This is a genomic window from Marinococcus sp. PL1-022 (assembly GCF_033845285.1).
Classification (GTDB): Bacteria; Bacillota; Bacilli; order Bacillales; family Marinococcaceae; genus Marinococcus.
In genome coordinates this window covers 2,026,080-2,047,760 of record NZ_JAWXCX010000001.1, presented here as the reverse complement: position 1 = coordinate 2,047,760, position 21,681 = coordinate 2,026,080, and the positions used below count along the sequence as shown (strand labels likewise).

The window sequence follows — 21,681 nt, the reverse complement described above, 5'->3', positions numbered from 1 at the left end:
GTTGTTTGTAGATCACGTAAATTTATATGTAAAAGGCGGCGATGGCGGAGATGGCATGGTCGCCTTTCGTCGGGAAAAGTATGTCCCGGACGGGGGGCCGGCCGGAGGTGACGGAGGCAGAGGCGCAGATGTAGTTTTTGAAGTGGATGAAGGGCTTAGAACATTGATGGACTTCCGCTATCAGCGCCATTTTAAGGCAAAGCGCGGAGACAATGGAAGATCCAAAAACCAGCACGGCAGAGGCGGCGAAGATTTAATTGTCCGTGTACCGCCGGGCACAATTATCCGTGACCGCAGCTCAGAGGTCATGATTGCAGATTTGACAGAGCATAAACAGCGGGTAGTGGTGGCAAAGGGCGGCCGTGGCGGTCGTGGTAACACGCGATTTGCTTCTCCTTCCAACCCAGCCCCGGAAATCAGCGAAAAAGGCGAGCCAGCAGAGGAAAAAGACATTCAGCTTGAGCTGAAGGTGCTGGCAGACGTTGGTCTTGTCGGTTTTCCAAGCGTCGGTAAATCCACGCTATTGTCTATAGTATCAGCAGCACGGCCTAAAATTGCCGATTATCCATTTACTACATTAAAGCCGAATCTCGGCGTCGTGGATGCAGGAGAAGGAAAAAGCTTTGTCATGGCAGATCTCCCGGGACTTATTGCCGGAGCCCATGAAGGAGTTGGGCTCGGAGCCCAATTTTTGCGGCATATTGAACGGACGCGGGTGCTTGTGCATATTGTCGATATGGCCGGCGAACTCGAAGGCCGTGATCCATTTGAGGATTTTCAGCAGATTAATGCGGAGCTGCGGGAGCATAACCTCCGGCTGCTTGAACGCCCAATGGTAGTAATGGCTAACAAGATGGACATGCCGGGCACAGAGGAACAGCTTGAAGAGTTTAAAAAGAAGCTTCCGGAAGGCATTGAAGTATTTCCTGTATCTACCCTTAGAAAGCAGGGCATTCAGCCGCTTCTGCAAAGGGTTGCGGATCTGGTGGAAACGACTCCTGCCTTTCATTTATATGACGAAGAAGACCAGGAAGAAAAAGTGGTGTACACGCTTGATGAAAAAGAAGCACCGTTTTATATTGGCCGAGCCGACGACGGTGCTTATGTACTGTACGGCCCGGACATCGAAAAACACTATAGAATGGCAGATCTTTCCCACGAAGATTCAATGCAGCGCTTTTCAAAGAAAATGCGTAACATGGGCGTCGATAAAGCACTTCGCGAGCGCGGGGCTAAGCACGGAGATACAGTAAGGCTGCTGGACTTTGAGTTTGAATTTGTTGATGGGTAATCAGTCAGTATAAATCAGAGTATAAAAGAGTGTGGTGAAAGCAGTGGCAGACAGAATTGATCATTTCTATCTTGTGCGGGAAGATCTGTTGACAGATGCAATGCAGAAAACGTTGGAAGCAAAAGCACTGCTCGAAAGCGGCAAGGTGCAAAAGGTGGCCGAAGCGGTTCAGCATGTGGATCTGAGCCGCAGCGCATTTTACAAATACCGCGATGCTATTTTTCCGTTCCATACAATGATACAGGAGCAGATTATTACATTATCGATTCAGCTTGCCGATCGTTCCGGCTCCCTGTCGGAGCTGCTGCGTATTGTAGCGGAAGCGAATTCAAACGTGCTTACTATTAATCAGACGATCCCGCTGCAGGGGCGGGCAAATATCACGCTGACTGTGGATACGTCGGCGCTCAGTCTGGAAATCCGTGACTTTGTACGCAAAATTCAGGGAATGGAATTTGTTGAAAAGGCTGAAATAGTTGGTTCCGGATCACTGTAAAGAGTAGAAAGGTAAAGGAGTGGAGAGAGTGAAGCGAGTGGGATATCTTGGCCCAAGGGGAACTTTTACAGAAATGGCGGCCCGGGTGCTCTTTCATGAGCAGGTGCTCGAGCCCTTTGATACGATTGCAGAAGGGATGAAGCTGACGCAGCAGCAGGAGATAGATATTGCTGTCGTGCCGCTTGAAAATGCGATCGAAGGCTCGGTGAATGTGACCCTGGATTATTTGATTCATAAGCATGAACTGCCGATTATTGGAGAAGTGACTGTGCCCATTGAGCAGCACCTGCTGGCTCTTCCAGAGGAAAAGGAGCAATGGGAGCAGGCGGAATTTGTGCATTCACACCCGCATGCCATTGCCCAGTGCCATGAGTTTTTAAGCCGGTGGATGCCGAAAACAAAAGCGCAGTTTACAAATTCCACCAGTGCCGCTGCGAAAAAGGTGAGCGAGGGTACAGCTGAAGGCGTAGTAATTGCGACCAGATTGGCTGCGGAGCAGTACGGCCTTGAGATCGTGAAGGAAAATATTCATGACTATACAAACAACCATACCCGCTTTGTGGTCCTCGCTGGCAGTGAAGACCGGGCGGAAAGTCTTTCTGAAGAAAAGAAAGTAACGGAGAGAACGACGATGGTCATTACGCTCCCTTCTGACTATCCAGGTGCTTTGCATCAAGTTCTTGCGGCCTTTTCGTGGCGGAAATTAAATTTAACAAAAATTGAATCCCGGCCAATGAAGACCGGGATTGGAAATTACTTTTTTGTCATGGACGTAGAGCAGCCAGAGGACGATGTCCTGATTCCAGGCGTTATTGCGGAGCTTGAAGCGCTGGGCTTTGGAGTCCGGGTTCTCGGACATTATCCGTGCTTTGAGCTCTCTTCGGCAGAAGCAAAAGTAGACAGCAGGACGACGGGTTAATTATCTTCGCTGATCAGGTAGGAGTGGCTTTGTAAAGCCTCCAGCAAAACATCGAACTGAGCGTGCGAAGGAATTTCAATGGTATGAAGGTGCACACCGGCAGTCAGCTCCGAGAGCATGGAAGCATTTGTATTTTTCATGTTTTTGATAAAGCGGTCCGCGTCAATCCGGCTTTCGATCATTAAGGATGCGGTAATGTCACCGTAAACGGGATGCTCGACGGACACATCAACAATTTTCCCACCGTGGTCTACAATTAAGTACAGCTCCTTGAGAGTGCTGGCCGGATCAGAAGGGTGGGAGACGGCTACGCGTTTTTGTACCGTCTGGTCCGTGTTCTTATTCTGAATAATAATATAGCCCTGGGACGTGGCGAGAATTGGATGCCCCTGCGCTTTCAGTAACGACATGTCCTGGACGATAACCTGGCGGCTGACGCTCGCTCTTGAAGCAAGCGAGCTACCGGTCAACGGCCGGACGGACATTTCAAGCCATTCGAGCAGTTGACTGCGCCGATCGGCACCGAGCATTTTTTTTGAAGAATCTTTAGGCATGGTAATACCTCGCTTTGTAGGTTGTTACTCTATATCATAGCGGTAAAATGTTTTTATTGTAAATTAAAAACAGCCGCCATTTTATTCTATACAAGGCTGTGAAGACAGGAAGGAGAATCGTAATGGCAGGACATTCGAAATGGAATAATATTAAGCGCCGTAAAGAAGCTCAGGACTCCAGGCGGGCAAAAATATTCACGAAATTATCGAAGGAAATTTTCGCCGCTGTCCGGGAGGCAGGAGATGACCCCGACCAGAATCTTCGTTTGCGTATGGCGATTACAAAAGCACGGGCAGCGAACATTCCAAATGAAAATATTACACGGACCATCAAAAAAGCAAAAGGCCAGGGAGCGGAACTGCAGTACGAAGAAATGACGTACGAAGGATACGGTCCTGGCGGAGCGGCTGTAATGGTGAAAACGTTAACTGACAATAAAAACCGGACTGTAGCGGATATTCGCGCCGCTTTTAATAAAAATGGAGGCAACCTCGGAGAGAATGGCTGCGTTTCTTTTCTTTTCAACAAAGAGGGTTTTCTGGCCGTAGACCGTGAAAACGTTGAAGCTGATGAAGATACGTTCATGCTGGAGGCCGTAGAAGCCGGGGCGGATGACGTGGAGTACGATGACCACGAATTTTATATTTACACTGAACCTGATGATTTCGAAGCTGTAAAAGGGGCTATGGAGCATACGTATCATTTTTCCACGGCAGAGGTCACCATGATTCCGGAAACGAAAGCCCATTTAGAAGATGAACATGCCCGGAAGATGCTCAAATTGATCGACACGCTTGAAGATAACGATGATGTACAGAGCGTGTACCATAACTTTGAAGCAGAAGAAGAGCAGATGGAACGTCTGGAAGTCTCCTCGTAAACCTTTCACCCCACCGGTGGAAGGTTTTTAATGCGCAGGCCTTTGGCAGAGTGGGCGAATAGTCATTTTTCAACGGGGGCGATCTTTGCTATGATATAGGAAAGCATGTTCGCATTTTAATAAAGCAAGGAGAGGACGACAGTGATCGAATTCGTAAAAGGACGTGTGGATCATATAAAAGGTGACACGATTACGATTGAAAACAACGGGATCGGCTATTTAATCTATTGTTCCAACCCTTTTGTATTTAACGGCCAGCAGGCGGATGAAGAAACAGTAGTTTATACATATCAGTATGTTAAAGAAGATGTAAACCGTCTGTACGGCTTTCGTTCAAGAAAAGAGCGCGAGCTGTTTGAACAGCTGCTTCAGGTGTCGGGAATAGGGCCGAAGGGCGCTCAGGCTATTCTTGCATCCGGGGATCCGGGGCAGGTGGTGGGAGCTATTGAAAATGAAGACGAAACGTTTTTAACGAAATTCCCGGGAGTCGGTAAAAAAACAGCAAAGCAGATGATTATCGATCTGAAAGGGAAATTGACCGGCGTTTATGATGCGGTAACAGTAGCGGGGGCACCGGTATCCCTGCTTGACGAGCAGCAGCCGGGTGGAGATCTTGAGGAAGCGCTTGAAGCACTGACGGCCCTTGGATACGGAGAAAAAGAAATCAAAAAAGTGCGCCCTCATTTGGAAAAAGAACAGTTGAGTGCAGATGAATATGTAAGAAAAGCTCTGCAGTGGATGCTCACATAGCAGAAAACGGAGGAGGAAAAATTCTTGGAAGATAGAATTGTTTCCCAGGAAGCAGAATCAGGAGAAGACTTGGTGGAACAAAGCATTCGCCCGGACCGGCTTCGGGAATATATTGGCCAGCGAAAAGTAAAGGAAAACCTGGAGGTATTTATTGAAGCGGCGAAGCTCCGGGAAGAGCCGCTTGACCATACATTGCTTTACGGGCCGCCCGGTCTTGGGAAAACGACGCTTGCCATGATTATTGCGCGTGAGATGGATGTAAACATTCGGACGACGAGCGGTCCAGCTATTGAAAGGCCCGGAGATCTTGCCGCAGTCATGACAGCACTCGAGCCCGGTGACGTACTTTTTATCGATGAAATACACCGGCTCCCCCGGGCAGTGGAGGAAGTGCTGTACCCGGCAATGGAGGATTTTTGCATCGATATTGTAATTGGCAAGGACAGCTCTGCGCGGTCTGTCCGCCTTGATCTCCCCCCTTTCACCTTGATTGGCGCCACTACGAGAGCAGGTCTTCTCTCTGCACCGCTTAGAGATCGATTCGGCGTACACGCACGCCTGGAATACTATGTGGAGGAGGACCTGGCTGAAATCGTCCGGCGTTCGGGAGATTTATTCCAGCTTAATATTGATAAAGGAGCAGCCTACGAGCTCGCCAGAAGATCCCGGGGGACCCCGCGGGTGGTGAACCGGCTGCTGCGAAGGGTTCGTGATTTTGCCCAGGTGCAGGGGGACGGAAGCATCACGATGGAGCTGGCAAATCATGCCCTGGAACGGCTGCAGGTGGATAAGCTCGGCCTTGACCACATTGATCATAAATACCTGCTCGGCTTAATTGAGACCTTCCGGGGCGGTCCGGCCGGCGTGGAGGCGATAGCAGCAAAAATTGGAGAAGAGGCCCACACGCTCGAAGATGTGTATGAACCGTATTTAATGCAGATCGGATTTCTGCAGCGGACGCCACGAGGAAGAAAAGCAGCTCCGCTTGCGTATGAGCATTTTGGTTATCCGTATCAGGAAGAAAATACATGAGCCATGCTTGAGTAGCCAGCACTTTGTGGTGCTGGATTTCTTTCGTGCATAAAACGGTAAATTCCTATATAATAGCTTTTGGTTTTACGTGATTGAACGAATAGGAAGGGTTAGTCATGAATATAAATGAATTTGATTTTGAACTGCCTGAGGAGCTGATCGCGCAGCATCCGCTGAAAGAACGGGATCAGTCCCGGCTGCTTGTGATGAATACGAAGGAAGAGACCATTGCGCATGAACGCTTTCATCAGATTGAAGACCACCTTGAGGCTGGTGACTGTTTAGTGCTAAACAACACAAAAGTTTGGCCGGCAAGGCTCATTGGTGAAAAGAAAGAAACGGGTGCAGGGATAGAAGTGCTGCTGCTGCAGCAGGAGGGCGACACGTGGGAAACGCTTGTGAAGCCGGCGAAACGAGTGAAACCGGGGACCGTAGTCACCTTCGGGGACGGACGTTTGACGGCAGAATGCACGAAGGTGCTTGATCACGGGGGCCGGGAGATGGTGTTCACCTATGACGGTATTTTTCTTGAAATTCTCGAGGAGCTCGGCGAAATGCCCCTGCCTCCTTATATCAAAGAAAAACTTGAAGACCAGGACCGTTACCAGACTGTGTACGCCGAGCATTACGGCTCCGCTGCAGCTCCTACGGCAGGGCTTCACTTTACAACGGAGCTGCTTGAACGACTGAAGGCAAAAGGGGTTCAAACGGCGCATGTGACGCTGCATGTCGGCCTCGGGACGTTTCGCCCGGTGTCCGCCGAAACGGTAGAGGAGCATAACATGCATGCGGAATTTTATCATCTCCCGCAGGAAACAGCTGAAATTTTAAATGAAACGAAAACGGCAGGCAAACGTATAATTGCAGTGGGGACGACGTCAGCGCGTACGCTCGAAACCGTGGCAGGTAAACAGGAAAATAAATTTATGGAAGCAAAAGGCTGGACGGATATTTTCATTTATCCAGGCTACACGTTCCAGGGAATCGACGCGCTTTTGACCAATTTCCATCTGCCAAAATCGACACTGGTGATGCTTGTGAGCGCTCTGGCCGGGAAGCAATTTCTTTTCCGTGCATACGGGGAAGCTATACGAGAGAGGTACCGTTTTTTCAGTTTTGGAGATGCAATGCTTATACACTCGGGAGGAAATAACGAATGACCGCAGTAACATACGAACATATTAAGACGTGCCGGCAGTCAGGAGCGAGGCTCGGCAAAGTGCACACCCCGCACGGGTCGTTTGACACTCCAGCCTTTATGCCGGTGGGGACGCTTGCCACCGTAAAAACATTGAGCCCGGAGGAACTGGAGTCGATGGGCGCAGGAATGATTTTAAGCAACACGTATCATTTATGGATACGGCCCGGTGAAGATATCGTGGAAGAAGCAGGCGGCCTGCATAAATTCATGAACTGGAACAAGCCAATTCTAACCGATTCCGGAGGATTTCAGGTCTTCAGCCTGAGCAAGCTGCGGGATATTAAAGAAGAAGGCGTTCATTTCCGGAATCATATTTCCGGAGCCAAACTATTTCTCTCCCCGGAAAAAGCGATGCAGATTCAAAATTCTCTTGGTGCCGACGTGATGATGGCATTTGACGAGTGTCCGCCTTATCCGGCCGAGGAAGAATACATGAAAGCATCTGTTGAACGGACGACCAGATGGGCCGAGCGTTGTCTTGAGGCACATACACGCCCGGAGGATCAGGCATTGTTTGGAATCGTGCAGGGCGGGGATTACCGGCATTTGCGTGAAAAATCTGCAAAAGAGTTGATTTCAATGGACTTTCCGGGTTACGCTATAGGCGGATTATCTGTTGGAGAGCCGAAGGAAACGATGAACCGAGTGCTGGAATATACGGCTCCGCTTCTCCCTCAAAACAAACCACGCTACTTGATGGGAGTCGGGTCGGCAGATGCGTTAATTGATGGATCTATCCGAGGGATAGATATGTTTGATTGCGTTCTTCCAACCAGAATCGGTCGAAACGGAACGTGTATGACAAGCAAAGGCAGACTGGTCGTAAGAAACGCTTCAAATGCCAGGGACTTCCGTCCGATCGATGAGGCGTGCGGGTGCTATACCTGCCGTAATTATTCAAGGGCTTACATCCGGCATCTGATCAAAAGTGAAGAAACGTTCGGCGTCCGGCTTACTTCGTACCATAACTTGTATTTTCTACTGTCCTTAATGCAGCAAGTACGCGAGGCTATCCAGCAAGATCGTCTGCTCGATTTTCGGGAAACTTTTTTTGAACAATACGGCTTTAACCGTCCGGATGCTAAAAATTTCTAGATCGGGGAAGCTAAAGGGACAAGGGGTGAAACAGTGAGTACAATTATCGTATTGGTTTTGATGTTTCTCATATTCTATTTCCTTTTGATTCGTCCGCAGCAAAAGCAGCAGAAGCGGATCAAGGAAATGCATGCGAATCTGCAAAAGGGTGATCGTATCGTTACTATCGGCGGTATACACGGCACCATTGATGCTATTGATGAAAACAAACTTATCGTGGATGTAGACGGCAGCATGAAATTGACGTTTGACCGGAATGCGGTCCGCGAAACAGTAAATGAATAGCTTGTATAGAATTCCCGTTTACAAATAAACGGGAATTTTTTCATCCTGTGAGAAAAGTATGTTTGCCACATCTTCATGGTTAAGTATAATGAAAAGCAGGAGGTGTTCTTATGGAGGAAGTCTGGGAAGAATGGAAGGCGGTTGTTTATCCGGCACTTGAGAGCAAAGTGAAGGAATTTGAAACACTGGGATACAAAAACATACATATAAACGAAATATGGGAAATGAGCATAAGCCAGATGAAAAAACGGCGGGATACTCCGGCATTACATACAATTGTGCAAACGATTCTGCATATGAAAATGCACGACTACATGCAGCAGAAAACGATCGAATCGTACAAAGAGATCGAGCAAAAGAAAAACTATGATGATGCTCTGGAGGAAATACTGGCCCAGGTGAGCGGCAATGTAGCAGAAAAGGTCGATTGACATTTAATTCTGCGCATACGTATAATTGCTCTTGTTTGAGAAACATGGAACGTATACAGGAGAGAAGGACCAGACGGAGCGCTCCGTTCTGGTTTATTTATGGGAGCAGAAGCATCATATAACGGCGGATCGAAGCACGGAAGGATGAACCTGTAATGGTAAAGAAATCAAGGATTGTTTATTTCTTTTTAATTATTTTTGCGCTGGCGGCATTAATGATTCCGACGTCGGAAAAAATTGTGAACGGCATTGATCTTGGGCTGGATCTTCAGGGCGGATTTGAAGTGCTCTATGAAGTGGAGCCTCAGGAAGAAGGGCAGGAAATCACAGACGAAACGCTGCAGAACACGGTAGCTGCCCTGACGCAGCGGGTAAACATTTTAGGTGTATCTGAGCCGAATATTACCATTGAAGGGGATAACCGTATACGTGTTCAGCTCGCTGGTGTCGAAGACCAGCAGGCTGCACGGGAGCTGCTTTCTACAGAAGCCGACCTAAGTATTAGGGACGTGGACAATAACGAGCGGCTGTCCGGAAGCGATATCCAGGAAAACACCGCTTCGGTAAACTTCGACGACGCAAACAACCCTATCGTCACCGTTTCTCTAAAAGACGGTGATCAGTTTGGCGAAGTAACAGAAAACATCATTAACGAATACTCTTTTCCAAACAACCGGCTGGTGATCTGGCTTGATTATGAAGAGGGGGACTCCTACGAAGAAGAAGCAACGAAGGATGATCCGAAATTTATTTCTGCCCCCGCAGTAGATGAGCCGCTGTATACCCAGGATATTCAGATTGAAGGGGACTTTAGCGTAGAAGAAGCAGAAAACCTTGCGGACATTTTGAATTCAGGATCGCTTCCTGTGGAACTCGAAGAAGTATACTCGAACTCGGTTGGTGCTTCATTGGGTGAACAGGCTATGGACAAAACCATTTTTGCGACGTTTATCGGCGTCGGGCTGATTTTCTTATTCATGCTCATATTCTATCGCTTTACTGGCTTTATAGCGGTATTAACACTTAGTACATATATTTATTTTGTGCTGGCAGTATTCAACTTTATCCAGGGCGTGCTGACGCTTCCGGGAATAGCGGCGCTTGTCCTTGGGGTCGGTATGGCTGTGGATGCGAATATTATTACGTACGAACGGATTAAAGAGGAGATCAAATACGGGAGATCCATTTTATCGGCGTACCGTTCGGGAGCAAGACGATCTCTCGGCACGATTATTGACGCGAACGTAACAACACTAATCGCTGCCGGGGTGCTTTTCTACTTTGGCACAAGCTCGGTGCAGGGCTTTGCTTTGATGCTGATTGTGAGCATACTTGTAAGCTTCATTACGGCAGTGCTTGGGACAAGGCTGCTTCTCGGCCTATGGGTGAACAGCCGGATCTTTAATAAAAAACCGAAAGTGTTTGGCGTAAAGGAGCGTGACATCCATGAACCTTAATAACAGCAGGAAGATCTTAAAACGGGTGATTCCTTTCGTCAAATTCCGGAATGTCTTTTTCCTGATTACTCTCGCATATATTCTTGCCGGAGGCATCCTTTTGTCAACGATCGGTTTGAACCTGGGCATCGATTTTCAAAGCGGCTCAAGAGTAGAGGTTTCAGCGGAGGAGCCGCTGACCGAGGAGCAGGTGCGCTCGGATTTTGAAGCAGTGGAAGCGGATTTGGAGCCAGATGATATTACGCTTGGTGGAGAAAATAATACAATTGCTTCCGCACGGTTTATCGGGGAGCTTTCCCAGGAGGAAATAGCTGCGGTGCAGACGTATTTTGAAGAAGAATACGGAAGTATTCCAAATACAAGTACTGTCTCCCCGCAGGTCGGCCAGGAGCTGGCGCAGAACGCATTTATATCTGTGCTGATTGCATCGGTCGGACTGATAATTTATATCACGATCCGCTTTCAGTTTTTATACGGAGTGGCTTCAATTATTGCCCTGCTCCATGATGCATTTTTCATTATTGGCTTTTTCAGCCTGCTGCAGGTGGAAGTGAACGTGCCGTTTATTGCGGCGGTTCTGACGATTGTAGGGTATTCCATTAACGATACGATTGTAACGTTTGACCGTATCAGAGAAAACATGCCTCAGACAGAAGAGATTGAATCGTTTGAAGACCTCGCAGAAGTAGTGGACGTCAGCCTGAACCAGACGCTCACGCGTTCCATCAATACTGTACTGACAGTAGTGTTCGCGGCTGCAGCCCTGTTTATTTTCGGCGGCGAAGGCATACGGTCGTTTTCTCTGGCCCTGCTTGTCGGCCTGGTCGCTGGTACGTATTCCTCCATTTTCCTGGCTGCCCAGCTGTGGATGATCTGGAACTGGAAAAAAATTAAACGGGACCGTGAAAAGGCGCCGGCTGAAGAAGAGCCGGAATCCTGAAATGAAAGTCTCCCTTCTGAAAGGGAGGCTTTTTATGGTTATTTTTGCAATTATACGGGTATAATAAAGTAGAACACAGACTGTGAAAGGAGTGAAAGGATGAAAGCACAAACAGGTTTAATCATGGGACTCATTTTAGCGCTTATTATTGCTGTTTTTGCCGTGATCAATGTAAATAGTGTAGAAGTGAATTTGTTGTTTGGCACTGGAGAATGGCCGCTTATTATCGTAATTTTGGTCTCTGTACTGCTTGGAGCGATGGTGGCAGGATTTCTCAGCATGTTCCGTATCTATAAACTGAAGGCAGAAGTGCGCCGTCTCCGTAAAGCTTCGGACGATCACAGCGCCTCTGTCGGCTCCAGAACAACCGGCACGACGCATGAAGATAGTGATAAAGGAAAATCCAGCCGTTCATCATAAATTCAGTAATTTTTGCTTCTTTTCCCGTCTCAGGGAAAAGAAGCTTTTTTGTGAGGCTGCATACAGATAAAATAGCTTTTATCCCGTAAGTATTTTCGATACAATAGTGAGTGCAGACAAGGATCGTTTGAAACGCTGAAGCAAGAAAAGAGGAAGAGAGATATGCTGCAGTCACGAACAAGATGGCACCAGCCCGAAGTGGACGAACGTCTTGCAGAACAGCTTAAAAATGAATTGAATGTAAGTGTTATATCTGCACGGCTGCTTGCTGCAAGAGGATTTGAATCAGCAGAGAAAGTCCGGCAGATGATTCATAATGACTGGTCTATTGTACATAACCCGTATTTGCTTGATGGCATGGAAGAAGCTGTCCGTCGTATTCAGCAGGCGGTTGAAAATAAAGAACGAATACTTGTTTTTGGGGATTACGATGCGGACGGGGTGTCGAGCACAACTATTATGATCCGGCTCTTAACCGAGCTTGGAGCTTCATTTGGCTGGTACATTCCGAATCGGTTTACGGAAGGATACGGACCGAACATTCCGGCTTTTCAGTCGGCTCATGATGAAGGAGCTTCACTCATTATTACCGTGGATACAGGCATTGCAGCGGTTAATGAAATCCAGGTTGCCAATGATTTAGGTATGGATGTTATTATTACCGACCACCACGAGCCGCCTCCGGAGCTGCCGCCTGCATATGTGATCATTAACCCGAAGAAACCGGGTTGCACGTATCCGTTTAAAGAACTTGCCGGAGTTGGGGTTGCCTATAAATTAGCACATGCTCTTCTTAGCGAGGAGCCTGTTCACTGGCTCGATATTGTCACGCTTGGCACGATCAGTGACCTTGTACCCCTCGTGGAGGAAAACCGGCTGTTTGTGCAGCGGGGACTCGATCTTTTAACGAACAGTAAACTCCCAGGTGTCCAGGCGTTAAAACGAATATGCAGTATTGAAGGGGAGCAGCTGGAGGAAGACCATGTCGGCTTTGCAATGGGGCCGCGTTTGAATGCAGCGGGCCGCATGGAGGAAGCGGATCCCGCTGTGCATCTTCTGACTGCAGCTACGCTTGACGAAGCAGAATCGTGGGCGGAAATGATCGATGACCTGAACAATGAACGCAAATCGCTTGTTGAGAGCATGACCAAGGAAGCGGTGGAGGAAGTAGAAACAAACTTTCCCGTGGAGGACAATCCATTTATCATTGTTGCAGGAAAAGGATGGAACGCCGGTGTTATTGGCATCGTGGCTAGCCGTCTGGTGGAACGGTATTACCGACCGGTGATCGTTATGAGCATTGATGCAGCAAGCGGGGAAGCCAAGGGCTCGGCAAGAAGCATCGAAGGCTTCGATATGTTCCAGGAGCTTTCGAAAAACCGTGACGTGCTCCAAAAATTCGGGGGCCACCCAATGGCGGCTGGCATGTCGTTGGACCCTGCAGATATCGATACCCTGAGAACCCGCATGGTCGGCCAGGCGAAAGAAACGCTGAGCAGTGAACTGATGGTTCCGGCGACATATATTGACGTGCATGTTTCGGTAAATGACATTACAATTGAGGCGGTCGAAGACCTGCGGAATCTTGCGCCGTTTGGTGTCGGTAATCCAAAGCCGGTTTTCCGGATTGAAAAAACGGTTCTCGAATCCGTGAAAACGATAGGAGCATCGAAAAATCACTTGAAGATGGCACTCGCTGCCGGTGGAAAAAAACTTGATTGTGTCGGCTTTCATCTCGGATATTTATCGGAAAGCCTGACAGAAAATGAAGAGGTTTCTGTCGTTGGGGAACTGAGCATCAATGAATGGAACGGTTTCCGTAAGCCGCAGTTATTTTTAAGAGACGCGAAGGTGGAGCAGATTCAAGTATTTGACCGCAGAAAAGAAAAACAGGTGACGTTTGCGGACAATACAGATACAGCGGTGCTGGCTTTTACAGAAGAGCAGCAAAAAGAGCTGGCGGCATCTGCCGGGCACGCAGCCATTCTTAACGGAACCGATATAAAAGGCCGCCTGCACCACGCGTCCAATGTAGTGATAGCAGATATGCCGACTTCGCTTGATATGCTCAAGCAGGCGCTTGCGGAGTTCCCACAGGCGGCGAATGTTTATGTATACTTTCATGGAAGAGAAAAAGCATATTTTCATTCGATGCCTTCAAGAGAGCAGTTCAAATGGTATTACGCTTTCCTGAAAAAGCGTAGTTCGTTTGACCTGAACAGTCAGGGCAGGAAGCTGGCCGAGCATAAACAGTGGAAAACGGAAGATTTGTTTTTCATGAGCCAAGTGTTTTTTGAATTAGGTTTTGTTAAAATGGAAGATGCAGTTGTCACGGCAGAAGAAAAGCCAGCGAAAAAGGATTTAACTGACTCCTCCTCCTACCAGGAAAAAATGGAGGCTAGAAATGTCGAGCAGGAACTGATGTTTACTCCGTTTCCGCAATTAAAAAAACGGATCCTTTCCTGGCTGCCGGAGAAGGACGAAACTATATTAGATGTAAGGAAGAAGGTAAACCATGGACTTTAAAGATTACATAACAGTGATCGAGGATTTTCCTGAAAAGGGCATCCGATTTAAGGATATTACAACTCTTATGCAGAACGGTCCTGTGTACCGGCAGGCCATTGACAATATGATCGAATTTGCCGGAAAGCACGATGTTGATGTGATTGTCGGCCCTGAGGCGAGAGGATTTGTAGTTGGATGCCCGGTTGCTTATGCAATGGAAAAAGCATTTGTACCTATCCGCAAAGAAGGCAAGCTGCCACGGGAAACCATTACGGAGGATTACGGACTGGAATACGGGGAAGCAAGCCTGTCGATTCATACAGACGCCATTAAACCCGGCCAGCGGGTGCTTATCACTGATGATCTGCTTGCTACCGGTGGCACTGTAAGAGCTACTGTGCAGCTGGTGGAAAAGCTGGGTGGAGTTGTGGCAGGCCTCGCATTCTTCATCGAGCTTTCCTATCTGGATGCAAGAAACAACAAAGAACTGAATGACTATAATGTCTATTCTTTAGTCACGTTTGATTAATACGGATATTTGTCTTAAGCCCCCTGCCAACCAGTGGTTCGGGGGTTATTATTATACCTGGAGAAGCCAGCGGCGAAAAAAAGGCTTGAGGCTTGAAATTAGAGCCAATTAGCGTTATATTTCTTCATATTCAGATATTTATGTCCGGTAGATATACCGTGTATCTATTATAAGGTGGAAAGGCGAATAAGGGTGATTCCATGACGATTGATGAAGTAATGGAAAAAGCGGGCGTTTATTTATCCGAAGCGAATGTCGCTTTTTTGGATAAAGCTTATCATTATGCAGAAAAAGCCCATCAGGAGCAATACCGGAAGTCAGGCGAGCCTTACATCCTGCACCCTATTCAGGTAGCCGGTATTCTCATAGAACTGCAGTTGGATCCTGATACGATCGCGGCTGCTTTTATGCATGATGTGGTAGAAGACACAGAGGTGACCGTCGAAGACCTCGAACGGGAATTTAACAGCGAAGTGGCTATGCTTGTAGACGGTGTCACGAAGCTGAAAAAGATTAAATACAAATCGAAGGAACAGCAGCAGGCGGAAAACCACCGCAAGATGGTGGTCGCAATGGCCAAGGATATCCGGGTGATCCTGATAAAGCTTGCAGACCGCCTGCACAACATGCGGACCCTGAAGCATCTTCCACCGGAGAAACAGCGCCGCATTTCTAATGAAACACTGGAAATTTTTGCCCCGCTTGCTCATCGATTAGGTATTTCCACAATCAAATGGGAGCTTGAGGACACGGCGCTCCGTTATCTCGAGCCCCAGCAGTATTATCGTATCGTGAATTTGATGAAACAAAAGCGCGCCGAACGGGAAGAATATATCGACCAGGTGATTGATAACATTCAGGAAAACGTGAATGATTTGAAAATCAATGCCGAAATGTACGGGCGGCCGAAGCATATTTACAGCATTTACCGAAAAATGGTGAAGGATAAAAAGCAGTTTAATGAAATTTATGACCTGCTGGCCGTACGTATTATAGTTGACAGCATTAAGGACTGCTACGCTGTTCTTGGAATCATTCACACCTGCTGGAAGCCGATGCCGGGCCGGTTCAAGGACTATATCGCCATGCCGAAGGCGAATATGTACCAGTCTCTTCATACGACCGTCATCGGACCGAACGGAGAGCCTCTTGAGGTACAGATCCGCTCGAGGGAAATGCACCGTATCGCTGAATTTGGTGTGGCAGCCCACTGGGCCTATAAGGAAGGCAAGGACGCACAGAACAAACAGTCCCTTGAAGATAAGCTCACCTGGTTCCGGGAGATTCTGGAATGGCAGGACGATACGCCGGATGCCCAGGAGTTTATGGAATCGCTCAAGATCGACTTATTTTCCGATATGGTGTTTGTGTTTACTCCAAAGGGCGATGTTATCGAGCTCCCGCGGGGCTCAGTGCCGATTGATTTTGCCTATCGGATTCATACGGAGATCGGCAACCGCTCGATTGGGGCAAAGGTAAATGGTAAAATGGTGCCGCTTGACCATGAGCTGACCACCGGCGATATTGTAGAAATGCTTACATCCAAGCATTCCTACGGTCCAAGCCAGGATTGGCTGAAGCTGACGAAAAGCTCTCATGCCAAAAACAAAATTAAGCAGTTCTTCAAAAAGGAACGTCGTGAAGAAAATATTCAAAAAGGCCGTGAAATGGTGGAGCGTGAGCTGCGGGCGCAAAACTACGAGCCAAAAGAGATATTAAACGAAGAAAACCGTCAGGAAACAGCCGACAAATTCAGCTTTTCCAATGATGAAGATATGTTTGCAGCAGTGGGGTATAACGGTGTCAGTCCGAAGCAGATTGTCACAAGGCTGACCGACCGGGCCCGCCAGGAGCAGGAACAGGCCGCCGAGCAAAAGTCTGTGGCTGAAGCTGTCAAAGACGTACAGCCGACAACGCCGACGAGAAAAACCGGAGCCGGAGTGAGGGTCAAAGGCGTCGATAACCTGCTCGTACGGTTGTCCCGGTGCTGTAACCCAGTCCCTGGTGATGAAATCGTAGGCTTTATTACGAAGGGCCGGGGCGTATCCGTGCACCGGAGTGACTGTCCAAATATTAAAAACGAGGATTCGGAACCGCGTCTATTGTCTGTGGAATGGGAAGGCGCGGCTGAGAAATCGAAAAACTACAATGTGGATATTGAAGTGACCGGCTATGACCGGCGCGGGCTTTTAAACGCTGTGCTGCAGGCGGTTACTGAAACGAAAACCAACATGAGTGCTGTCAGCGGCAAGGCAGATAAGAACAAAATGGCTATTATTCATGTAACCGTAAATATCAGCAATACTGATCATCTGCGCCGAGTCGTGGATAAAATTAAGGGGCTCCCTGACATTTATTCCGTGCGGCGGGTGATGCATTAACGATTTGCAGAAGAGAAAGGGTCGTTCAGCGTGAAAGTGGTACTGCAGAGAAGCAAGGAGGCGGCGTGCCGCGTCGGGGATGAAGTAACAGGAGAAATATCTTCAGGACTGGTGCTTTTTGTAGGCATTCACGGAGAAGATACGGAAAAGGACCTGGCGTGGATGGCAGAGAAGGTGAGCAATCTCCGCGTGTTTGAGGATGAAGCGGGGAAAATGAACCGGTCTGTGCTCGATGTGGGTGGCCGCGTGTTATCTATTCCTCAGTTCACGCTTTACGGCAATACGCAGAAAGGGCGCCGGCCGAACTTTATGGAGGCGGCACCGCCGGAGCAGGCCAAAGCGTATTACCTCCAGTTTAACGAACTTCTCGCAGAACAAAGCGTTCACGTGGAAACCGGAGTGTTTGGTGCGGATATGGATATATCTCTTACGAATGACGGACCGGTGACGCTCATACTGGATTCCCCGAAAAGCCAGGGAAATGGTTGACAATCCCCGGGAAGATTCGTAAGATTGTTTTACAGAAGAACAGCTAAATCCGATGATAAAGAAAGTAGACAGCGCGGCAGACTGCCAGAGAAGAAGGACCCGAGGCTGGAAGTCCTTCTCTTTCTCCCCTGTTGAAAGACACTTTGTAGGTTTTATTTCGAATGCTGCCGGGCAGCTGGTAGGAATAAACGTCCGCCTTCGTTACAGGTATGAAGTGGAAACGAGTGTCGTTTCAATTAGGGTGGCAACGCGGATCAACCGTCCCTCATGATTCATGAGGGTCGGTTTTTTTATGTGGAATGACTGAATAGATAAAGGGAGGAACGAGCATGGCTTATCGAATTCCAAGAGGTACCCAGGATATACTTCCGGGCGAATCGGAAAAGTGGCAGTTTATTGAACAAAAAATAGACGATATCTGCAGCCGGTTCAACTACAGTGAAATAAGAACCCCTATTTTTGAACAAACCGAGCTGTTTGCACGTGGAGTGGGGGATTCCACTGATATTGTGCAAAAAGAAATGTATACGTTCGAAGACAAAGGCGGAAGGCAGCTCACGCTCCGTCCGGAAAATACGGCATCCATCGTGCGCTCCTATGTGGAAAACAAAATGTACGGCTGGGCCGGTCAGCCGGTGAAGCTGTATTACACCGGACCGATGTTTCGCTATGAGCGCCCCCAGTCCGGACGCATGAGGCAGTTTGTCCAATTCGGCGTGGAAGCGATTGGGAGCGCAGATCCTGCGATTGACGCAGAGGTTATCGGACTTGCCATGCAGTTTTATGAAGAAATGAATCTCAAGGGCCTTAAGCTGGTTGTCAACAGCCTCGGGGACAAGGAGAGCCGGATAGCTCACCGCGCGGCGCTTGTCTCTCATTTTGAGCCCCGTATCGGAGAGTTCTGCAGTGACTGTCAGGAGCGCCTGCACACCAACCCGCTTCGGATCCTCGACTGCAAAAAGGATAAAGACCACCCGCTGATGGCGGATGCGCCTTCTATTCTGGATCACTTAAATGAAGAGTCAAGCAGGTATTTTAACCAGGTTAAAACAATGCTTGATGAAATGGGTATCCCTTACGAGGTGGATGCGAATCTTGTACGCGGGCTGGATTATTATACGCATACCGCCTTCGAAATTATGATTGAAGGAGAAGGCTTTGGCGCGATTACAACGCTTATGGGCGGCGGCCGCTACAATGGGCTGATTGAGGACATTGGCGGCCCGGACACGCCTGGCATCGGCTTTGCGCTTAGTATTGAGCGGCTTTTGATGGCACTCAATACTCAGAACGTTGAGCTTCCGGCAGAGAAAAACCTGGACTGCTATATTGTGGCCATGGGGGAGGAAGCCAAAAAACGCTCCGTTTCCCTGGTGCATGAGCTCCGGAGGGCAGGCGTTAAAGCCGATAAGGATTACATGGACCGTAAAACAAAAGCCCAGTTTAAAGCAGCAGACCGTACAAACAGTACCTTCACCGTCGTTATCGGTGACGATGAGCTGGAAGCAGAAGCAGTTAACATTAAAAATATGCAGACAGGCGAGCAGGAAGAAGTGCCACTGTCGGCATTTATTACTATTATGCAGGAACGTACAAGGAGGAAGAAACAATGATAGGACGGACGCATCATTGCGGAGAGATTCAGGAGGCGCTGATAGGCGAAAAAGTAAGATTGAAGGGCTGGGCCCAGACCCGCCGGGATTTAGGCCAGGTGGTCTTTATTGATCTCAGGGACCGTTCAGGGATCGTACAGGTGGTAGCGACTCCGGAACAGTCCCAGGAAGCACTGAATGCAGCGGAAAGGGTTCGCAGCGAATACGTGCTTGACGTAGAAGGAATTGTCGTACAGCGCGATGAAGAAACGTACAATGAAAAAATTCCGACCGGAAAGGTGGAAGTCCGTGTCGATAAGCTTTCAATTATGAATGCCTCAAAACCGCTGCCGTTTCAAATTGAAGCAGATACTAATGTATCTGAGGACGTAAGGCTCCGATACCGCTACCTTGATCTCCGGCGCCCGGATATGCAGGAGACGTTCAAGCTCCGTCACCAGACAACGAAGTTTATCCGCCGTTTTCTCGATGACCGTGACTTTTTCGATATGGAAACGCCGATGCTCACCAAAAGCACGCCTGAAGGAGCGAGAGACTATCTGGTGCCAAGCCGGGTCCATCCCGGGGAGTTTTATGCTCTGCCGCAGTCCCCGCAGCTGTTTAAACAGCTTCTGATGGTTTCGGGATTTGAGCGTTATTACCAGATTGTTCGCTGCTTCCGGGATGAGGACCTGCGGGCCGACCGGCAGCCGGAATTCACCCAGGTGGACATTGAGACGGCCTTTCTGGACACAGAGGACCTCTTCTCCATGATGGAAACAATGATGGCCGGGCTGTTGAAGGAAACGCGCGGGGTCGACATTGAAACACCGTTTCCCCGTATGACGTATTATGAAGCGATGAACCGCTACGGCTCCGACAAGCCCGAAACCAGATTTGGCATGGAGCTCGTGGAGCTGACCGAGGTTTTAAAGGACAGTGATTTTAAAGTATTCAAAAACGCTGCAGCCTCAGGAGGCATCATTAAAGGACTGAATGTCAAAGGCGTGGCTAACCAGATGTCGCGGAAGGAAATTGACGATCTGGCAGAATTTGTGGCTGCTTACGGAGCGAAAGGGCTTGCCTGGCTGAAGGTAGAGGAAAATGAACTCAAAGGTCCGGTCGCGAAGTTCTTAAGCGATGAGGAAACAGCAGCGCTCCGCGAAGCGATGGGAGCAGAAGCAGAGGATCTGCTGTTCTTTGGAGCAGACAGTCACCAGGTGGTCTGGGATTCTCTTGGCGCCCTGCGCCTGAAATTCGGAAAAGAGCTCGACATGATTGACCGCAGCACGTTTAATTTCCTGTGGGTTACAGAATTTCCGCTGATGGAGTATAACAAGGACGATGACCGGTATGTAGCGATGCACCACCCATTTACACGGCCGGTGGAGGAAGACGCCCACCTGCTTGAAACAAATCCGGAAGATATCAGAGCAGAGGCGTACGACCTCGTGTTGAATGGCTATGAAATTGGCGGAGGATCGCAGCGTATTTATGAAAAAGATCTTCAGGAAAGAATGTTTACAGCACTTGGGTTTAATAAGGAAGAGGCGAAGGAACAGTTCGATTTTCTTATGGAGGCATTTGATTACGGGGCACCGCCACACGGCGGCATCGCGTTTGGTCTTGACCGGATCGTGATGATCCTCGCAGGCAGAAATAATCTGAGAGATACGATCGCCTTCCCGAAAACGGCGAGTGCCACCGATCCATTAACGCAGGCGCCTGGGAAAGTAAGCAGCAGACAGCTTGATGAACTGCATCTTAAGCTCGATGTGTCTGAAAAAGAGGATGAAGACGAATAAAAAGCTATAAATGGTCAAGCTGATGAAACTGATCGACAAACCGACCGGGGTCTGAGTTGATCTGAAAGGTACGGATGCCCTGGATCGTATGAATATAAAGAAAGCCTATTTTTCCAGGTTCATAGCGGTAGGAAACGTCGAGCACTTCCTTGAGAGGATAAGAGATCTTTTGATCATGGCCGTAGGCGATGTGATCTTCTTTTAAACAAAGAGGGACTTCCACAGGAACCCGTTTTTTCTGGAAATCCTCAATCACCTGTTCCGTATACGTGGCATTAAGCCTGGCTAGTGTTTCTGTCATCATCTGCTCCTTTTAAGGCTCTGTGCACCTTGGAATGTTGTAGTAACGTTCTTGACCGAATTATACGAAAGTGCTAATATATAATCAAACAATGTGAAGAGTCCTGAGGTGTTCGTGAAGCACTGATCGTTTTGAGCCAACACTTTCACATTGGGAGCCTGTCGTCTTGTTCTGGAGTACAAGCCTCAATGCTTGAGGAAGTATGAACGAACAAGCAAGGCACCCACCTGCCATGAGCAGGTTCAAAAACAAGTTCGTTTGACGGCACATTGGGACTCTTCCTGTTTTATCCAAATTGTTATGAATCCTCCGGCGCGTGAACAG

General features: G+C 48.5%; 21 protein-coding genes, 1 other RNA gene and 1 other annotated feature. Of the genes, 20 read left to right on the top strand and 2 right to left on the bottom strand.

Features of this window, described 5'->3' with window-relative positions:
* Position 1: 1 nt before the first annotated feature.
* Genes obgE through pheA form a run of 3 tightly spaced genes read left to right on the top strand, consistent with a single transcriptional unit; the run spans position 2 to position 2,706 of the window.
* Positions 2-1,291 (top strand): GTPase ObgE, encoded by a 1,290-nt coding sequence (gene obgE, locus SIC45_RS10505; RefSeq protein ID WP_319632117.1) that lies wholly within the window; start codon positions 2-4, stop codon positions 1,289-1,291.
* 55 nt (positions 1,292-1,346) lie between these two features.
* A complete protein-coding gene (locus tag SIC45_RS10500) occupies positions 1,347-1,787 on the top strand; it encodes an ACT domain-containing protein (RefSeq protein WP_298788198.1) in 441 nt (146 codons plus the stop codon).
* Positions 1,788-1,815: 28 nt separating this feature from the next.
* The gene (pheA, locus tag SIC45_RS10495; protein WP_319632115.1) at positions 1,816-2,706 is read left to right on the top strand and encodes a prephenate dehydratase; all 891 of its coding nucleotides are present in this window, start codon (positions 1,816-1,818) and stop codon (positions 2,704-2,706) included.
* Here pheA and SIC45_RS10490 read toward each other — a convergent pair.
* Positions 2,703-3,260: a transcription repressor NadR gene (locus tag SIC45_RS10490; RefSeq protein ID WP_298788082.1), complete on the bottom strand. Its 558-nt coding sequence runs from the start codon at positions 3,258-3,260 to the stop codon at positions 2,703-2,705. The two genes, pheA and SIC45_RS10490, sit on opposite strands and share 4 nt — an antisense overlap.
* A 122-nt stretch (positions 3,261-3,382) precedes the next feature.
* Here SIC45_RS10490 and SIC45_RS10485 point away from each other — a divergent pair, with 122 nt between their 5' ends.
* The 16 genes from SIC45_RS10485 (at position 3,383) to aspS (ending at position 21,056) form a co-directional block, all read left to right on the top strand.
* Positions 3,383-4,141 carry a YebC/PmpR family DNA-binding transcriptional regulator gene (locus SIC45_RS10485; RefSeq protein ID WP_319632114.1) on the top strand — a complete coding sequence of 253 codons (759 nt, stop codon included), beginning with the start codon at positions 3,383-3,385 and terminating at the stop codon, positions 4,139-4,141.
* 141 nt (positions 4,142-4,282) lie between these two features.
* Complete coding sequence (ruvA, locus tag SIC45_RS10480; RefSeq protein WP_298788077.1) at positions 4,283-4,891, top strand: Holliday junction branch migration protein RuvA; 609 nt, start codon at positions 4,283-4,285, stop codon at positions 4,889-4,891.
* A gap of 24 nt (positions 4,892-4,915) precedes the next feature.
* A complete protein-coding gene (gene ruvB / locus SIC45_RS10475; RefSeq protein ID WP_298788075.1) occupies positions 4,916-5,923 on the top strand; it encodes a Holliday junction branch migration DNA helicase RuvB in 1,008 nt (335 codons plus the stop codon).
* Positions 5,924-6,039: 116 nt separating this feature from the next.
* The gene (gene queA / locus SIC45_RS10470; protein ID WP_319632113.1) at positions 6,040-7,083 is read left to right on the top strand and encodes a tRNA preQ1(34) S-adenosylmethionine ribosyltransferase-isomerase QueA; all 1,044 of its coding nucleotides are present in this window, start codon (positions 6,040-6,042) and stop codon (positions 7,081-7,083) included.
* On the top strand, positions 7,080-8,219 hold the full coding sequence (tgt, locus tag SIC45_RS10465) for a tRNA guanosine(34) transglycosylase Tgt (RefSeq protein WP_298788071.1): 1,140 nt from the start codon (positions 7,080-7,082) through the stop codon (positions 8,217-8,219). The genes queA and tgt overlap by 4 nt, the downstream gene beginning before the upstream one ends.
* A gap of 33 nt (positions 8,220-8,252) precedes the next feature.
* A complete protein-coding gene (gene yajC, locus SIC45_RS10460) occupies positions 8,253-8,504 on the top strand; it encodes a preprotein translocase subunit YajC (RefSeq protein WP_298788070.1) in 252 nt (83 codons plus the stop codon).
* Between the two features lie 110 nt (positions 8,505-8,614).
* Positions 8,615-8,935 carry a post-transcriptional regulator gene (locus SIC45_RS10455; protein ID WP_298788068.1) on the top strand — a complete coding sequence of 107 codons (321 nt, stop codon included), beginning with the start codon at positions 8,615-8,617 and terminating at the stop codon, positions 8,933-8,935.
* 155 nt (positions 8,936-9,090) lie between these two features.
* Positions 9,091-10,392, top strand: a complete 1,302-nt coding sequence (gene secD / locus SIC45_RS10450) for a protein translocase subunit SecD (protein WP_319632112.1) — start codon at positions 9,091-9,093, stop codon at positions 10,390-10,392.
* Positions 10,382-11,332 (top strand): protein translocase subunit SecF, encoded by a 951-nt coding sequence (gene secF / locus SIC45_RS10445; RefSeq protein ID WP_319632111.1) that lies wholly within the window; start codon positions 10,382-10,384, stop codon positions 11,330-11,332. Before secD ends, secF begins: the two co-directional genes overlap by 11 nt.
* 99 nt (positions 11,333-11,431) lie before the next feature.
* Positions 11,432-11,752 (top strand): lipopolysaccharide assembly LapA domain-containing protein, encoded by a 321-nt coding sequence (locus tag SIC45_RS10440; protein WP_319632110.1) that lies wholly within the window; start codon positions 11,432-11,434, stop codon positions 11,750-11,752.
* A gap of 162 nt (positions 11,753-11,914) precedes the next feature.
* Positions 11,915-14,278 carry a single-stranded-DNA-specific exonuclease RecJ gene (gene recJ / locus SIC45_RS10435; RefSeq protein WP_319632109.1) on the top strand — a complete coding sequence of 788 codons (2,364 nt, stop codon included), beginning with the start codon at positions 11,915-11,917 and terminating at the stop codon, positions 14,276-14,278.
* Positions 14,268-14,789, top strand: coding sequence for an adenine phosphoribosyltransferase (locus tag SIC45_RS10430; RefSeq protein WP_319632108.1), 522 nt, complete (start codon positions 14,268-14,270; stop codon positions 14,787-14,789). The genes recJ and SIC45_RS10430 overlap by 11 nt, the downstream gene beginning before the upstream one ends.
* 200 nt (positions 14,790-14,989) lie before the next feature.
* Entirely contained in the window at positions 14,990-17,170 is a 2,181-nt protein-coding gene (locus SIC45_RS10425; RefSeq protein WP_319632107.1) for a bifunctional (p)ppGpp synthetase/guanosine-3',5'-bis(diphosphate) 3'-pyrophosphohydrolase, read from the top strand.
* A gap of 30 nt (positions 17,171-17,200) precedes the next feature.
* Positions 17,201-17,659 (top strand): D-aminoacyl-tRNA deacylase, encoded by a 459-nt coding sequence (gene dtd, locus SIC45_RS10420; RefSeq protein WP_298788053.1) that lies wholly within the window; start codon positions 17,201-17,203, stop codon positions 17,657-17,659.
* Between the two features lie 43 nt (positions 17,660-17,702).
* Positions 17,703-17,928 (top strand) — a binding site (T-box leader).
* 60 nt (positions 17,929-17,988) lie between these two features.
* Positions 17,989-19,272: a histidine--tRNA ligase gene (gene hisS, locus SIC45_RS10415; protein ID WP_319632106.1), complete on the top strand. Its 1,284-nt coding sequence runs from the start codon at positions 17,989-17,991 to the stop codon at positions 19,270-19,272.
* On the top strand, positions 19,269-21,056 hold the full coding sequence (gene aspS / locus SIC45_RS10410) for an aspartate--tRNA ligase (RefSeq protein ID WP_319632105.1): 1,788 nt from the start codon (positions 19,269-19,271) through the stop codon (positions 21,054-21,056). The genes hisS and aspS overlap by 4 nt, the downstream gene beginning before the upstream one ends.
* Before the next feature lie 4 nt (positions 21,057-21,060).
* Here the strand turns inward: aspS and SIC45_RS10405 are convergent, their stop codons facing one another.
* Positions 21,061-21,357 (bottom strand): hypothetical protein, encoded by a 297-nt coding sequence (locus SIC45_RS10405; protein WP_298788047.1) that lies wholly within the window; start codon positions 21,355-21,357, stop codon positions 21,061-21,063.
* 97 nt (positions 21,358-21,454) lie between these two features.
* On the opposite strand from SIC45_RS10405, the gene ssrS reads away from it, so the two are divergent.
* A non-coding RNA gene (gene ssrS, locus SIC45_RS10400) (6S RNA) lies at positions 21,455-21,637 on the top strand.
* Positions 21,638-21,681: the final 44 nt, after the last annotated feature.